Origin of the sequence: Paenibacillus flagellatus (genome assembly GCF_003217775.1) — a bacterium.
In the GTDB taxonomy this organism is placed as follows: domain Bacteria; phylum Bacillota; class Bacilli; order Paenibacillales; family NBRC-103111; genus Paenibacillus_AB; species Paenibacillus_AB flagellatus.
The window spans coordinates 669,774-685,574 of the sequence record NZ_QJVJ01000002.1 but is presented as its reverse complement, the minus strand read 5'-3'; the positions used below and the strand labels follow the sequence as shown (position 1 = coordinate 685,574).

Sequence of the window (15,801 nt, the reverse complement as noted above, 5' to 3'; positions counted from 1 at the left end):
CCGACGAAAGTTTGGCCCATGAGGCCAAAATCCGTACTGACAGGCCGAACGCGGCTTGGTATACTTGGAAAAAGCCGCCTTCTCCGGGAAGCGGGCGGAGGGCGGCCGATTGTATCGGGAAAGGTTGGGATAGGGATGGAATTGCGGACGTATATCGCCGGATGGGGCATGACCGAGCCGCTGCCGGTTCTGTTCGCCAAGGCGGCCGAAGCCGGCTACCGGGGCTTCGAGGCGCTCGCCCCGAGCGGGGGCGAGGAGGCGCAGCTCCGCTCGCTCCTCGCCGAATACCGCTTCGACTTCATCGCGCAAATTCAGACGGCCGCCGCCGATCCGATCGCCGACTTCCGCGAGAAGGCGAAGCGCGCCGCCGAATTCGGGCCGCGGCTTATCGTCTCGCAAAGCTTTCGGCACGGCTTGAGTCCGGACGAAAACCGGCGGTTTTTCGAGCAGGCGCTTGCGATCGAGCGGGAGCTCGGCGTCCCCGTCGCGCACGAGACGCACCGGGGACGGGCGATGTACGCGCCGTGGACGACGGCCGGGCTGCTGCGGGAATTTCCCGAGCTGCGCATCGCCGCCGACTTCAGCCATTGGTGCTGCGTCTGCGAAAACTTGCTCGAGGATCAAGCCGAGCATCTCGACGTGGCGATGTCTCGCACGATCCATATTCACGGCCGCGTCGGCCACCGGGAAGGGCCGCAAGTGTCCGACCCGAGCGCTCCGGAATACGCCGAGGAGCTGCAGGCGCATCTCGGCTGGTGGACGGAAATCGCCCGCCGCCGCCGTGCGGAAGGCGCCCCGCTGTTCACGTTCACGCCGGAGTTCGGGCCTCCCGGCTATATGCCGACGCTGCCGCATACGCGTCAGCCGATCGCGGACCTGTGGAGCGTCCGGCTCTGGATGAACCGGCGGTTCGAGCAATCGTTCGCGGAACTGTAGAGAGCCGCAGACGCGCGAACGACCAGCCCCGCGGCTGGTCGTTCGTTCATTCGTTCGTTACAAATACCGGCGTATGGCGGCGACGACGCGCTCCGCGCAGCGCTCGTTGCCGAGCTCCGTCAGATGGAGCCGATCCTCGCAAATGTTGCCGTCCAAATCTTGCTTCACGACGGCGTTCAGGTCGTTCACCTCGACGCCGTGACGGCTCATCAGCTCGACCGCCGCCGCGTTGTACAGATCGATCTCCGCGTTGCTGCGGCCCGGAGCGTCGTACGGCACCGGCGTCGTCGTTGCGAAAATGACGGACGCTCCCGTCCGCTTCAGCTCGTTCAGCGTGCGGGCGATCGTATGGACGTATTCGTCGAGCGACGTCAGCGCCTCCACCATCGGCGGCTCGTGGTGCAAATCCCACAGACCGTTGTTCCAATGGACGATGTCCGGCGTGCCCAGCTCCTTGATCCACAGGTTGACGCCCCAAAGCGTATGCTTGGCGAACCGGCCGTTCTCCGCCGGGGCGACGACCTCCGCCTCCCCCTCCAGCCGTTTTCGGACGAGCGGCTCATAGCCCATCCGGATCGAATCGCCCAGCAGCAATACTTTTTTCATGCGCGTGTTCCCATCCTTCATCCGTTTCTTCGTCTCCCGTGTGCCATTGCCGCCGCCGTCACTGTTCCGTCAAAATAAGCGGTCCGTCCGCCGTAATCGCGATCGTATGCTCGTATTGCGCGGACAGGCCGCCGTCCGCCGTTCTCGCGGTCCAGCCGTCGTCGTCCAGCTTGCAGCGGTACGTGCCGGTATTGATCATCGGCTCGATCGTGATGACCATCCCTTCCTTCAGCCGGACGCCCCGGCCCGGCGGCCCGTAATGCGGCACCTGCGGCTCCTCGTGCATCGACTGTCCGATCGCGTGGCCGACGAAATCGCGGACGACCGAAAAGCCTTCCCCCTCCGCGTACGACTGGATCGCATGCGAAATGTCGCCGATCCGGTTGCCGACGACGGCTTTCGCGATTCCCCGATACAACGCTTCCTTCGTGACGTCGAGCAGCTTCGCCGCTTGCGGCGACACGCTGCCGACGGCGTACGACCAAGCGGAGTCGGCGAGCCAGCCGTCCAGGTTGACGACCATGTCGATCGCGACGATATCCCCGTCCCGAAGCGGCTTGTCGCTCGGAAAGCCGTGGCAGATGACGTCGTTCACCGAGGCGCACGTCGCGTACGGATAGCCGCGGTATCCTTTCTGCTCGGGAACCGCCCCGTGATCGCGAAGAAACGTCTCCACGAACCGGTCGATCTCGTTCGTCGCGATGCCCGGACGGATCATCTTCGCAATTTCCCTATGGCAGGCGGCGAGAAGCTCGCCCGCGCGCTTCATGGAGGCGATTTCCTCCTTCGTCTTCAGTATGATCATCCGTCCTTCGCACCTCCCGAAAACGGAAAGCCAGAAAGTGCGTCGCACATTCCGGCTTCCTTGGCTTACTGTTCATTATAATAAGTTCCGTGCCCGATTACAAATGACATCCGCCCGTTTCAAGGCATCTCGTCCGCGATCGGCAGCGTGAACCGGACCGTCGTTCCGGCCCCTTCCCGGCTTTCGACCGTCAAATCGCCGGCGTGGCTTTCGATGATCCGCTTGCTCACCATAAACCCGAGGCCGGTTCCTTTTTCCTTCGTCGTATAAAACGGCTGGCCCAGCTTGCTCAGCAAATGCGCCGGGATGCCGCATCCCCGGTCGACGACGGCGACGGCGATCCGCCCCTCGCCCGCGCGGGCGAGACGGACGACGACCTCCCCGCCGTCCGGCATCGCCTCGATCGCATTTTGAATAAAGTTGATGCAGACTTGCTTCAGCTGGTTTTCATCGCACCATACGAAGACGTCGCCGCATTCGAAATCGGCGGCGAGCTGAACGTCTTTCATGATCGCCTGCGATTCGAGCAGGGCGATCACTTGCGTGAGCAGCTTCCCGACGTCCCGCCGTTCGTACTTCACCGTCTGCGGCTTGGCCAAGACGAGCAGCTCGTTCAAAATCAGCTCGATTCTGCCGATTTCCGAAGCGATGATGTCGAAATATTCCCGTTTTCCCGGGAAGCCGGAGTTCATCAGCTGAATAAATCCTTTGATCGCCGTTATCGGATTGCGGATTTCGTGAGCGATGCCGGCCGCCAGCTGTCCGGCGATCGACTGCTTTTCGGAGTTGATCAGGAGCTCCTCCGCCTGCTTCCGCTCCGTCGTATCGCGCAGTGTCACGCAGCAGCCGGATATGCGGCCCTCTCCGTCGCGCAGCGGAAAAGCGGTAACCGAAACGCTGACGCTCGAGCCGTCCTTGCACATCCGATACGTCTCGAAGCCGGATATCGGCTTGCCGGTCCGGAGCAGTTCGGCCGTTTGGTCGGATTCGGCCTCGCGATCGTCCGGCACGAAAGCGAAGTCGCGCGGGCCGAGCCCCGCGATTTCTCCGGAAGACCACCCGAACAGCCGCTCGAACGATTCGTTCACTTGCACGAGCTTGCCGCCGGCGTCGAAAATCATGATCGGATCGACGTTATGCGAGATGAACGATTGCATCCGCTCAATCGCCGCCTTCAGTTCATTCTCCGCCCGCTTCCGCTCGCTGATATCGCGGCATATGCCGGTCAGTCCGACGACGGCTCCCGCGCTGTCGCGCAGCGGCGAAAGCGTCATGCTTACTTCGACCGTCGATCCGTCCTTGCGCAGCCGCACCGTCTCCAGGCCGCTGACCGACGTCCCCCCCATCGCCTTCTCATGTAGCGAATCGATGTACGGCTTCAAGTAGGGCGGAACGATCGGCAGCGGCTTTCCGACGATCTCTTGCGTCTTCCATTGAAATAACGTCGCGAACGCCTCGTTCGTATCAAGGACAATTCCTTCGGCGTCGATGACCCATATCGCGTCGGCGTTGTTCCTCACGAACGATTCGAGCCTTTCCTTCGTCCGCCGCAGCTCTTCCTCCGCCCGCTTCCGCTCGCTGATGTCGCGTCCGACCCCCATGATGCTCTCGACGCCGCCGTCCTTGCCGCGGATGATCGTGGCGGTCGTCTCGATCCAGACGTCTCGGCCGTCCTTGTGCCGGACGCGGCTTACGAACGTTTCCGCATCGGAATGGCGCAGCACCCCGTTCGCCCTCAACGCCGCGACATCGTCGGGGTGCCAATTGAACGTCGCCGGCAGGCCGATCACTTCCCCGGGCTCGTAGCCGAGGATGTTCTCGTATGCGGGAGAAACGAACAGCAGCGTACCGTCCGGATCGCAGTACGAGATGATGTCCTGGGAATGGTCCGAGATGATCCGGTACATGCGCTGGCTGCGCTCCAGCCGGTCCCAAAGCTCCTTTTCCATGGAGACGTCTTTCGCGATGCCGTGGACGCCGACGACTTTCCCTTCCACGACGATCGGGATGTTCAATACGTCGAAGACGATCCGATTCCCGTAACGATCCACCGCGACCGACTCGTACCGCTGCGGCAGCCCGTTCGCCGCCTCGCGGAAATGCCGGGCGGTCCTTTCCAGCATTTCGGGGGCGGTCAGCTCGCGAAAGTGCATCCCGCGGGCCGCCACCTGCTCCGCCGTATAACCGATCGCCTTCTCGAACGCGCGGTTGACCGCGGTATAATAGCCTTCCAAATCCATGGCGTATATCAGGTCGGGATGATGGTCGAACAACGACTGGTACCACAGCTTGTTCAGCTGAAGCTGCATGTCGGCCGACTTTCGGTCCGAAATATCCTGCATTTGCACGACGACGAACGACGGCGTACCCGACTCGTCCCGAACGAGGGAGCAGTCGATTTGCATCCATACCGCCCGGCCGTCCCGATGGACGCACCGTGCCTCGAACCGGTCTCCGTCGCATTTCCCTCCGGCGGTCGCCCGGTAACGCGCGTCCGCTTCGGCCCGGTCGTCCGGATGTACGAGGCGGCAGAACGGGCCTTCCGGCAGCCGGTCCCGGTAACCGAGCAGCGAGCTCGCCGCCGGGTTCGACTGAACGAGCCTCCCGTCCGCATCCATGATTGCCACACCGATCGGGGACTGCCAAAACGCCTCTCGAAATAACGCCTCGTTCCGAAGTTTCTCCACGATGCTCATGCGCCGACTCCTCCATCACGGTCTGCTATCGATAACACCATTTCGCGACGCGGAGACCGTTTTCCTCCGTCGGTCGACGATCGAGGGGGAAAAAGTTTGGGGAGCGGCCGCCTTCGCGTCGGCGGTCGCACGGGAGCGCCTTCGCCCCGACAGTTTACAACGGATTCCGTATCCCTTACTATAGACGAATAATGGACAATTACGGGGAGGCAGCTGCCATGACTTACGATTTCGACCGGCGCATCGACCGGCGTCATACGCGTTCTTACAAGTGGGACCAAGGCGGGAAGCTGTTCGGCGACGAGAACGTGCTGCCGCTATGGGTGGCCGACATGGACTTCTTGAGTCCGCCGGCGGTGCGGGAAGCGCTCGAGAAACGGGCCGCCTTGGGCATGTACGGCTACGCCATACGCGAAGACGGCTACTTCGAGGCGATTGCAGACTGGTTCCGCGACCGGCATGATTGGGCGATCGATACGCAGTGGATCACCGACGTGCCGAGCGTCGTCACTTCGCTCAGCCTCGCCGTCGAGCTGTTCAGCGAGCCGGGAGGCGAAGTCGTCCTCCAGTCGCCGGTCTACTATCCGTTCTACGAAGTCATTCGCAGCAACGGGCGGAAAGTCGCGAAAAATACGCTCCTTCTGCGCGACGGCCGGTTCGAGATGGACTACGACGGGCTGGAGCGGCTGTTCCAAGGCGGAGCGAAGCTGATGCTGCTGTGCAGCCCGCACAATCCGGGCGGCCGGGTTTGGGAGCGGGAAGAGCTGCTGCGGCTCGGCGAGCTTTGCTTGCGGTACGGCGTTACCGTCGTTTCCGACGAAATTCATTGCGATCTCGTGCTGCCGGGACTCGGCCGCAAGCACGTGCCGTTCGCTTCGCTGTCCCCGGAGCTCGCGGACATGACGATTACGTGTCTGGCCGCGACCAAAACGTTCAATTTGCCCGGGCTGCACACGTCGTTTACCGTCGTCTCGAATGCGTCGATGCGGCGCAAGCTTCAGCAGCGCATCCAGATGCTCAGTTTGCACATGGCCCAGCATTTCGCGCAGGACGCGGTGGAAGCGGCTTACCGCCACGGCGCGCCGTGGCTGGACGAGATGCTTCGTTACGTCGAAGGCAATATCGAGTATGCGATCGCGTATTTGGCCGAGCACTTGCCGGAGGTGAAGCCGCTCCGCCCCGAAGGCACGTACTTGCTTTGGGTCGACTGCCGCGGGCTCGGGCTCGACGTGAACGGCTTGAAGGAGCTCATGTTCCGCAAGGCGAAGGTGGCGTTCAACGAAGGGTCCGTCTTCGGCACGGAAGGGGAAGGCTGGCTCCGCATCAATCTGGCGTGTCCGCGCTCGATCGTGGAGGAAGCGCTGGAATCGTTTTGCCGGGCGGCGAACGCCCGATAAGGTTCGGCGCGGCGTTCAACCGCTTGTAACGAAAAAGAGCTCCGTTGACGGGAGCTCTTTTTGCATGGGGAGCGATCGAGCCGATACCCGCCGGACTGTTCCGGCGGCTTCCTCGCCCGCTCAAGCTTCGATCTTGTCGTACCATCCCGGTCCTTTCGCCCGGATCAGCCGGTACAGCGCGGCGTTCGCGACGGCGAGCGCCCCGATGACGAGAGCGGCCGAGCCGGCCGTGCCGAGGCCGAGCCGGAAAACCGCGAAGAACAGCAGCGCGGCCGTCAGCAGGGCGACCAGCATGTTGAACAAGCCGTTCATGTTTTGCTTGACCGCCTTCTGTTCGTTATCCCAATGCAGCTTGGGCATCCAAATGTCGATCAAAATGCCGGTCAGGCACGTATACAGCGAAGCGACCGCTCCCGCCGCGACGAGCAGAAGCGCGAACGCCGGCGGCAGCCGGAGCAAGACGGACGCCACGACGAGCAGAAGCGCCGCGCCGGCCCCCGTCACGATCCAGCCGGTCAATACTTTGGCGGCGATGATGCGGCCGTACGGCACCGGCAAAAACTTCGAGACGAAGAAGCCGCTCCCTTCGCGGGAGACGGACGTCGACGCCGTCGCGTTCGCCCCGGAGACGAACAGCAACAGCGCGGTGCCGGCCGCGACGACGAGCGAGGCGCCCGGCTCGCTCTGTACGAGGCTACGCGCCATGCCGAGCGTCTCGCGGACGTTCGGCTGCGTCAGCACGGGGACGAGCAGCAGCACCGGCCAAATGAACGACATGAGCACGCAGTTGAGAAAAAACGGAGGCGTCCGCATCAGGAGGCGCAGCTCCTTCGTCACGAGCGCCTTCAGCGCCGACTGCTGCGACGTCAGCCGGTCGAGCTGCGTTCCGCTCAGCGCGACGCGGCGCGACGACGATTCCGACAAGCCCATGACGCCTTTGAAATAAAACGTTTGTCCGAGCGCCATAAACACCAGGTAGACGGCCGCCGACAGCCCGACGAACAGGGCGAGTCCGACGAGGCCCGACAGCTCCGTCTCCTTCAGCAGCGCGTTGGCCGCCAGCCGAACGTTCGGGAACGCCCTTGTGGCGAAGCCGATGAGCGAATTGTCGCCGCCGAGCATCATTTGCTGCAGCTTTTCCGGACTCATCGTACCGTTGACCGACCGCTGGATGACCAGATTGAACCCGACGGAGAACAAGACCGCCGCAACGCCGCCGAGCATCCGGAACCGGTCTTTGTTGCGGGCGACGCCGGAAAAGCTCATGATCGCCATGGCGACGACCGACGCCAGCACGAGCGGCAAGACGGGCAGCGCGATGAAGATGAAGACCGCATACGCGTAGTAGAGCGGTCCGCCGCCGTCCTTCACGCCGAATACGATCAAGAGCGGCAGCAGCAGGACGAGCTGGGTCAAATATTCGTACAGCAGCACCGTCAAAAACTTCGCCGTCAAAATGTGAACCGGCTTCAGCGGCAGCGGCAGCAAATGCTCCACGTCCTGCGTCATATAAAAGACGGTGATGACGTAAAAAATGCCGAACATGAACACGACCGTGCTGACGGCGGAAAGACCGAGCGCCAGGACGACGCCTTCCTGCCCGATCGGCGCCAAGGCGTCGTACAGCACCGAGACGAACGAGGCGAGCGTAAACATGAGCGGAACGAAGGCCAAGAGCAGCAGGACGGGCAAGGCGCCTCGCAGCTTGCCGGCTTTTTTGCCCGATTTGGCGAAGCGTCCTCCCCCGTTTCTCAGCAAAACCCGGGTAAGCGATAACGTTTTATTCATCGTCCGTCAGCTCCAGGAACAGTTTCTCGAGCGACATGTCGGACTGGAACCGCTCCTGCATTTCCTTGAACGTCCCGCAGAACAGCACCACGCCTTTGTTGATGATCGCCACGCGATCGCACAGCTTCTCCGCCACCTCGAGGACGTGCGTCGAGAAAAAGACCGTCTTCCCGGCGTCCGCATGCTCCCGCATCATTTCCTTGAGCGTATACGAGGATTTCGGATCGAGACCGGTGAGCGGCTCGTCCAGTATCCATACGTGCGGGTCGTGGATGAGCACGCCCATAATGACGATTTTTTGCCGCATCCCGTGCGAATAGCTTTGGATCGGGTCCGACAGCGCGCCCGACATGTCGAACCGGCGGGCGAGCCCGTCGATCCGCTCCTTCCTCGTCTCCTTCGGCACGTCGTACATGTCGGCCATGAAATTCAAATATTCGAGACCTTTCAACCGCAGGAACAAGTCCGGGCTGTCCGGGACGTAGCCGAACTGCTTCTTTGCCTCGAGCGGCGACGAGGCGATATCCCGCCCGTTGATGCGGATCGTCCCTTTGTCGGGCTTGGCGATGCCGGTCATCATCTTGATCGTGGTCGTCTTGCCCGCCCCGTTCGGCCCGAGAAAGCCGAATATTTCGCCTCCGCGAACGGTCAAGGTCAAGTCGTCGACGGCTTTTACCGTCGGGTTGTAGCTTTTCGTCACATCCGTCAATTCGATCATCCGTATGCTCCTTATCCGATTAGGTGCGAAAACGCCGGCACCTTTTTCCACGATTATACCATATTTTCGGTGCCGGTTGCCGCAACGCGCTTCGACCTACAAATAAGCATCCTCCATCGGATTCGGACTGTCGTCGGAAACCGCCTGCAGCCGCGAGGCGAGATAGACGATCGCGGCGCCGAGCGACATGTCGTACACGCGGGCGATGTCGCCGGCGAGCGATTCCAGCCGTTCCGCCTCCTCGAGCGCCTTCCGCTCGCGCTTCTGCCTCGCTTGGTCGGCGTCGATCTCGGCTCCGCGCCGCATCATGGCCTCCGCGCGATGCGCCTCCAAGGCCGTCGTGCCGCTCGCGGCATCTCGCGCCCTGCTCGCCTCCCTCGCCTCGCCGGCAGCCTGAAGCGCCCGCGCTTCCTTGAGCGCGGCGAACGCCTCGTGCCGGTTCGGCACACGCCCCGCGAGCTGCCGCAGCCGCTTCGCCGTCCCGGCCAGCTCCGCGTTCAGCCGTTCCGCCTCCGCCATCTCCTCGCGAGCCAGCCCGGCCAGCTTCCGCTCCGCTTCGTCGAACCGCTTGAGCTCCTCCTTGATTTGGCCGGTCAAAAGGTCGCCATCCCCGATGCCGAGGATGCGCTGCTCGCGAAGCTCCGTAAGCGCCTGCCGCGCCCGCTCCGCTTCGGCTACCGCGTCCGTCGGCTCGGGAGGAGCGTCCTTCTTCGATCGGGCCTTCGCGGACGCCTCTTCGATTCGGTTGCGATTCGACTCCATCGCGTCCGCATACTTGCCGCCGTCGATCTGCCTGCCGACCAGCTTGCGCCTCCCGAGCGCGATCTTGGCTTGCTCCCGGCGCACGTCTTTCTCCTTGCCGGTCAGCTCCTTGAAATCGGTGTCCGCCCGGTCCGGTTCGGACCCGCGATCCCATTCGATATGCTCCGGCTGCGTCGTCTGCTGCTTCGCCAAACCTTCGATCGCCTTCTTGTACGCATCGGCCGCGCTTCGCAGCTCCGCCGCCTCCGCGCCGGTATCGCCCGGGTCGTCCTTGCCGACGCCGGGACCGATCGCGTTCACCATCGCGTCGCGCTTGCCCCCGTTCTCGACATCCGCGATCAGCCGCTCGGCCGTTTCCAGCAAACCGTACCGGCCGGACGCCTTCTCGAGCGTCTCGATCGTCTCCTTGTTCAACACGTTGCGCCGCCGGTCGACGATCCGCTTCAGCGTCTCGCGCAGTTGGAACTGGCACGTCAAGCACGAGACGACGTCCTGATTGCCGCTGTACGATTGGGAAACGTCGTTCGCATCGAGCACGTGAACCGGCTTGACGTTGCCCCTATATTTTTTGTCCGGTCCTTTGATCATTCTCACGTTGATTTTCGTCTCGTATCGGACCAGCACCTCGGTCATGCCCATCGCCGTCGCGCCGGTCAGCTCGGGCGGGAAGTCGGACAAGCCCGGATCGTTGAACGGGTGGACGGCCTGAGGAGCGGCGCACGTTCCGACCGGATTGCCCGATTCGAGCTTCGCGCCGGACGTCGGATGATCGTGCTGCACCTTGTCCCGGCCGTTGTCCTGCACGATTTGGTGGTGGGCGTGCTTCGGCATTTCCCGCTGCAAAATGGCGGCGAACGTTCGGGTCAAATCGTCGTGATCCGTGTCCGTATCGTGCGTAACCGGGATTCCGCCGTTCGTTTGGACGATTTGCCGGAACGCCTGATTTTGCGTCTGTCCCATAAAGCCGCTGTGGCTGACATGGATGTCGCCGTTCGGCAGGACGAGCACGCCCATCATGAACGACTCGCTCCATTTCCCGGCGATGGGGCCCCCGGCGTACCGCTCGGGCACCATTTTGGGCGGACCGGATTTGGGCCGGATGATTTTATACTGTACGTTGGCCGTAAAATCGTTCAGCAGCGCCTGCCGGATCGTCGCCGCGACCGTTTTGCTCGTCTCGCTCTGCGGAATCGTCTCGTACAGCTCCTGCGACGCGTCGATGCCTCGCTTGTTCGGATGATCCGGCTCCGTCGACTTCACGGTATTGATGCGCGTCCGGATGTCCGCCAGCTTGGAGACGACGTCCCCGATATCCGACTTGCTGTTCAAGCCGGTCTTGACCTGCTCCCAAGCGGTCGACACTTGCGCATGCTGGGCCGCCCTCGTCTCGATGTGCTCGACGACCGACTGCTCGAACGTCATCTTGCGCGGGTTGACCAGCGTCCGGTAGACGTACTTCTCCAGCGCCTCCCAATCCGTCGTCGACGGGACGTCCGAATCGATCATGCGCCGGATGACGCCGGGATCGTCCCCGCCGGACGCCGGCTTCTCCGGCCGCACGGCACTTTGCCGGCTTCGCTCCAGCATGGCGCCGACCGCGCGGTTGCCGATCGTCCGGTGCAGCTGCACGAGCCCGACGCCGGACCGGCCCGGAAACACGCTCGCGCCGTAGGCGATTCCCGCCGCCGCTCCGTACCGGCGATCGCGGGCGTCCCCCGTCCGTCCGCCGAGCCGCTCGGGCGATCCTCTCTCCCTCTCCCGTCCGGCCGACGCTCTTTCCGTCCCCATTACGGATCCCCCGTTTCATTCCCGGATTGGTCTTCCTTCCTCCTAAAATTACCATAAGACGGACCGGCCGGCATGGGACCCGGGAACGATCGGCGTCGACGTTTGTCGCGGCTCTCCGGAGCCGAAGCGTAACCTTGCGTATCGGCCGGTGTATGCTTTCTCCGATTCGCGCCGTTACTTGTATCGGGAAAGCCGTTATGCAGCCCCATTACGAGAGGAGACGATCGACCATGACGACGCAGCCGTTCGTCGAACGGATCGATGCGGTGTTTTTGCCCGTATCCAATTTGGAGAACGCTTTGGCCTGGTATACCGACGTATTCGGCTACGAGGTCCGCTGGAAAAACGCCCGGTTCGCGGGACTCAAGGTCGGGCCGAACGTAGGCTTCCACCTCGTGGAAACGAAGGATTACGTGCCCAACACGAACTATTGCCCGCTCAACTTCGCCGTCAAAGATATCGAGGCGGCGCGCAAGCGGCTGGAAGAGAAGGGCGTCAGGATGACCGAGCTCCGTGCGGGCGAGCCGGTGCGCTTCGATTTTTTCGACGCGGACGGCAATATGCTGACCATCATCCAAATGTGACGCAAGCCCGAGACGCCAAGAAGGCCGTCACCGACGCATGATCGGATGACGGCCTTCTCCTTCCGTTACTTCACGCTTTTCTCCACTTCCTTGACCATTTCCGCGACGGAGATCAACCCGCCGCCGGACAAGTACCAGTAGTTCGGATCGAGATAGACGATCGTGCCGTTCTGGTACGCCTTCGTCTTCTTGACGAGCTCGTTCTCGACCGTCTTCTTCGCGGACGATTCCCCGCCTACGGCCGCGCCGCGGTCGACGACGAACAAGTAGTCCGGATTTTTCTCGACGACGTATTCGAACGAGACGGGCTGGCCGTGGGTCGATACTTCGATTTTGTCGTCGACCGGCTTGAAGCCGAATACGTCGTGGATGATGCCGAAGCGGGAGCCGGCGCCGTATGCGCTAATATTGCCTTCGTTGGCCAGCAGGATCAAGGCGTTTTTGCCGCTCGCCTTCACTTTGTCGCTCAGCTTCTTGATCGTGTCGTCGACCGTTTTCAGCTCCGCTTCCACTGCCGTTTCCTTGCCGAAAATGCGTCCGATCGTCTGCGCGTTCTCGGTGTACGACGCCATGTACCTCGTCGTGTCGACGCCCAAAAAGATCGTCGGAGCGATTTTCTTCAATTCCTCGTAAGCGGTTTGCTGACGCCCGGAAATGACGATCAGGTCCGGCTTGAGCGCGTTCACCTTCTCGAAGTCGGGCTCGGTCAAGCTGCCGACGTTTTTATATTTCGAATCTTTGTACCTGGCGAGATACGGCGGCAAGTTCGCCTGCGGAACGCCCGTCACCTCAATGCCGAGCTTGTCGAGCGAATCGAGCACCCCGTAATCGAACACGACGACCTTCTGCGGATGCTTCTTCACCTTCGTCTCGCCCAGCTTGTGCTTGATCGTCAGCTCCTCCTGCTGCGGCGCCGCCGCTTGCCCGGAAGGCGTCGTGCCGGCGGGAGCCGCCGAGCCGCTCGTCCTGCCGTCCGCGCCTCCGCACGCGGCCGTTACCGTCATCAACCCTACCAACGCTGCCAATACCCCTGCTTTTCCCCATTTCATCGCGAATCACCTCATCGAATTATTTGAAATAAAGGCAAATGCTGTTGCCGCCGATCGTCTCGATCGGAATGTCCATATCGTAAATGTCGCGAAGGACGGGCGTCGAAATGATGTCCCCGGTCGGGCCGTCCTTGACCACCTTCCCGTTCTTCAAGGCGACGATGCGGTCGGAGTAGCAAGAAGCGAAGTTGATGTCGTGCAGCACGAGCACGATCGTCTTGCCGAGCTCGTCGACCATTTTTCGCAGCACCTGCATGATTTGAACGGAGTGCTTCATATCCAAATTGTTGAGCGGCTCGTCGAGCAAAATCGTCTTCGTGTTTTGCGCGATGACCATGGCGATGAACGCCCGTTGGCGCTGGCCGCCGCTCAGCTGGTCCAAGTAGCTGCCGCGCATGGCGCCGAGATCCATATAGTCGATCGCCTCGTCTATGTACCGGCGGTCTTCGGCCGTGAGCCTGCCCTGCGAGTACGGAAACCGTCCGAAGCCGACCAAGTCCTGCACCGTCAGCCGGATGTTGATATCGTTCGACTGCTTCAGGATCGAGATTTCCTTCGCCAGCTCGTTGCTTTTCCACCGGCCGATGTCTTGGCCGCCGATGAGGATGTCCCCGCTGTCCTTCGGGACGAGTCTGCTCATCATGGAGAGCAGCGTGCTTTTGCCGGCGCCGTTCGGTCCGATGAAGGACGTGATGCAGCCTTCGGCGATATTCACCGATACGTTGTCGACGACCGCCTTGCCGCCGTATGCTTTGGAAACGTTGCGTACCTCTACCACGATTTACTCTCCTTCAACAGAAGATACAGGAAGTAAACTCCCCCGACAAAGTTGACGATGACGCTGATCGTGGTCGAGAACGTGAACACCCGCTCCACGACGAGCTGGCCGCCGACCAGCGCGATGATGCTGATGAAAATCGAGCCGGCGATCAAATAGCCGTGGCGATACGTCCTCATGAACTGGTGGGCGAGGTTCGCGACCAGCAGCCCGAGAAACGTAATCGGTCCGACGAGCGCCGTCGAGATCGAGACGAGAATCGCCACGAGGATGAGCAGCCGCTTCACGACATATTCGTAGCGGATCCCCAGGTTGAGCGCATGCTCCCGCCCCATCGCGAGCACGTCGAGCAGCTTCAGAAACCGCCACGCGTATGCGGCGACGGCGGCGAACGCCAAGACGGACAGCACTAGGACGTCGGTGTTCATCCGGTTGAAGCTGGCGAACATTTTATCCTGCACGATCATGAACTCGTTCGGATCGATGAGCACCTCCATGAATGTCGACATGCTGCCGAACAGCGACCCCATGACGATGCCGACCAGGAGCAGGAAGTATATGTTCCGCCCTTCCCGCTTGAACAGAAACCGGTACAGCAGCATGGCGAAGCCGATCATCGCGACGATGGACAGGACGAAATTCAGGTTGCGATTCGTCATCGTCAAGCTGCCCGAGCCGAACGCGAAGACGACGAACGTCTGAACGAACATGTACAGCGAATCGAGCCCGATAATGCTCGGCGTCAAAATGCGGTTGTTCGTTACGGTCTGGAACACCATCGTCGAGAACGCGATCGCGGCGCCTGTCAGCACGATGGCCAGCAGCTTCAGTCCGCGGCGGCGAAGCACATACCCCCAGTCGCCGCCGGATTGGATCAGCAGGAAGACGAGGACGAGGCATACCGCGACCGCGGCCAGCAGGCCGATTTTCGCTTTAGGATTCATGTCTTCGTCTCCTCACCAGCAAATAAAGAAAGATGCCGCTGCCGATTATGCCTACCGTCAACCCGATCGGGATCTCGTACGGGAAAATGACGACGCGTCCCAATATGTCGCAGGCGAGCACGAACACCGCTCCGAGCAAGGCGGTATGCGGCAGGTTTTCCTTCAAGTGGTCGCCCTTGTACATCGTCACGATGTTCGGCACGACGAGCCCGAGGAACGGGATGACGCCGACGGTCAAAATGTTGGATGCGGACACCATCGCCACGATCGCGAGGCCGATATGGACGACCTGCTTGTACTTGAGGCCGAGGTTGACGGAAAACTCCTCCCCCATCCCCGCAATCGTAAACCGGTTCGCGTACAGGTACGACACGACGACGAGCGGGACGCTGACGTACAGCAGCTCGTACCGGCCCTTCATCACCATCGAGAAGTTGCCCTGCAGCCAAGACGACATGTTCTGGATCAGATCGTGCTTGTAAGCGAAAAACGTCGTAATCGATCCGATCACGTTGCCGAACATGAGGCCGACCAGCGGGATGAAGATCGTGTCCTTGAATTTGACCTTGTCCAGCAGCTTCATGAACGCGAGCGTGCCGGCCAGCGCGAATATAAACGCGACCGCCATCTTTTGCAGCGGCGTCGCCGTCCCGAAGACGAGCATCGCGACGAGGATGCCGAGTCTCGCGGAATCCATCGTGCCCGCCGTCGTCGGCGACACGAATTTGTTGCGCGTCAGCTGCTGCATGATCAGCCCGGCGATGCTCATGCTAACGCCCGCGATGACGATGCTGATCATGCGGGGCAGCCGGCTCACCCGCAAAATATGGGCTTGCTCGTCGGTCAAGCGGAACAGGTCGAAGGGCGACAGGTTCTTCACCCCGACGAAAAGCGAGGCGACGGCCAGGACGAGCAGAGCCGCCGCCAAATAACGGATTTTCATGACGACC

The 15,801-nt window shown here is 61.8% G+C and carries 13 protein-coding genes; 3 read left to right on the top strand and 10 right to left on the bottom strand.

Annotated features, from left to right (window positions below):
* Positions 1-135 precede the first annotated feature (135 nt).
* On the top strand, positions 136-936 hold the full coding sequence (locus DLM86_RS06440; RefSeq protein ID WP_110839131.1) for a sugar phosphate isomerase/epimerase family protein: 801 nt from the start codon (positions 136-138) through the stop codon (positions 934-936).
* A gap of 57 nt (positions 937-993) precedes the next feature.
* Here DLM86_RS06440 and DLM86_RS06435 read toward each other — a convergent pair whose 3' ends face one another.
* The 3 genes from DLM86_RS06435 to DLM86_RS06425 all read right to left on the bottom strand — a co-directional run bounded on the left by DLM86_RS06435 (position 994) and on the right by DLM86_RS06425 (position 5,043).
* Positions 994-1,542: an SGNH/GDSL hydrolase family protein gene (locus DLM86_RS06435; RefSeq protein ID WP_110839130.1), complete on the bottom strand. Its 549-nt coding sequence runs from the start codon at positions 1,540-1,542 to the stop codon at positions 994-996.
* Positions 1,543-1,600: 58 nt separating this feature from the next.
* Positions 1,601-2,347: a type I methionyl aminopeptidase gene (map, locus tag DLM86_RS06430; protein WP_110839129.1), complete on the bottom strand. Its 747-nt coding sequence runs from the start codon at positions 2,345-2,347 to the stop codon at positions 1,601-1,603.
* A gap of 119 nt (positions 2,348-2,466) precedes the next feature.
* The gene (locus tag DLM86_RS06425) at positions 2,467-5,043 is read right to left on the bottom strand and encodes a PAS domain S-box protein (protein WP_110839128.1); all 2,577 of its coding nucleotides are present in this window, start codon (positions 5,041-5,043) and stop codon (positions 2,467-2,469) included.
* Positions 5,044-5,261: 218 nt separating this feature from the next.
* Between DLM86_RS06425 and DLM86_RS06420 the strand changes: the two genes are divergently transcribed.
* Positions 5,262-6,440, top strand: coding sequence for a MalY/PatB family protein (locus DLM86_RS06420; RefSeq protein ID WP_110839127.1), 1,179 nt, complete (start codon positions 5,262-5,264; stop codon positions 6,438-6,440).
* Positions 6,441-6,560: 120 nt separating this feature from the next.
* Here DLM86_RS06420 and DLM86_RS06415 read toward each other — a convergent pair whose 3' ends face one another.
* The 3 genes from DLM86_RS06415 to DLM86_RS06405 form a co-directional block, all read right to left on the bottom strand.
* Positions 6,561-8,228, bottom strand: coding sequence for a putative ABC transporter permease subunit (locus DLM86_RS06415; protein WP_110839126.1), 1,668 nt, complete (start codon positions 8,226-8,228; stop codon positions 6,561-6,563).
* Positions 8,221-8,946 (bottom strand): ABC transporter ATP-binding protein, encoded by a 726-nt coding sequence (locus tag DLM86_RS06410; RefSeq protein ID WP_110839125.1) that lies wholly within the window; start codon positions 8,944-8,946, stop codon positions 8,221-8,223. The genes DLM86_RS06415 and DLM86_RS06410 overlap by 8 nt, the downstream gene beginning before the upstream one ends.
* Positions 8,947-9,042: 96 nt before the next feature.
* Positions 9,043-11,496, bottom strand: a complete 2,454-nt coding sequence (locus tag DLM86_RS06405; RefSeq protein WP_110839124.1) for a hypothetical protein — start codon at positions 11,494-11,496, stop codon at positions 9,043-9,045.
* 230 nt (positions 11,497-11,726) lie between these two features.
* Between DLM86_RS06405 and DLM86_RS06400 the strand changes: the two genes are divergently transcribed.
* The gene (locus DLM86_RS06400) at positions 11,727-12,080 is read left to right on the top strand and encodes a VOC family protein (protein WP_158289356.1); all 354 of its coding nucleotides are present in this window, start codon (positions 11,727-11,729) and stop codon (positions 12,078-12,080) included.
* Positions 12,081-12,145: 65 nt separating this feature from the next.
* Here the strand turns inward: DLM86_RS06400 and DLM86_RS06395 are convergent, their stop codons facing one another.
* Genes DLM86_RS06395 through DLM86_RS06380 form a run of 4 tightly spaced genes read right to left on the bottom strand, consistent with a single transcriptional unit; the run spans position 12,146 to position 15,794 of the window.
* Positions 12,146-13,129, bottom strand: a complete 984-nt coding sequence (locus DLM86_RS06395) for a siderophore ABC transporter substrate-binding protein (RefSeq protein WP_110839122.1) — start codon at positions 13,127-13,129, stop codon at positions 12,146-12,148.
* A gap of 19 nt (positions 13,130-13,148) precedes the next feature.
* Positions 13,149-13,907, bottom strand: a complete 759-nt coding sequence (locus DLM86_RS06390; protein ID WP_110839121.1) for an iron ABC transporter ATP-binding protein — start codon at positions 13,905-13,907, stop codon at positions 13,149-13,151.
* Positions 13,901-14,851, bottom strand: coding sequence for an iron chelate uptake ABC transporter family permease subunit (locus DLM86_RS06385; protein ID WP_110839120.1), 951 nt, complete (start codon positions 14,849-14,851; stop codon positions 13,901-13,903). The genes DLM86_RS06390 and DLM86_RS06385 overlap by 7 nt, the downstream gene beginning before the upstream one ends.
* A complete protein-coding gene (locus DLM86_RS06380; RefSeq protein WP_110839119.1) occupies positions 14,841-15,794 on the bottom strand; it encodes an ABC transporter permease in 954 nt (317 codons plus the stop codon). The genes DLM86_RS06385 and DLM86_RS06380 overlap by 11 nt, the downstream gene beginning before the upstream one ends.
* Positions 15,795-15,801: the final 7 nt, after the last annotated feature.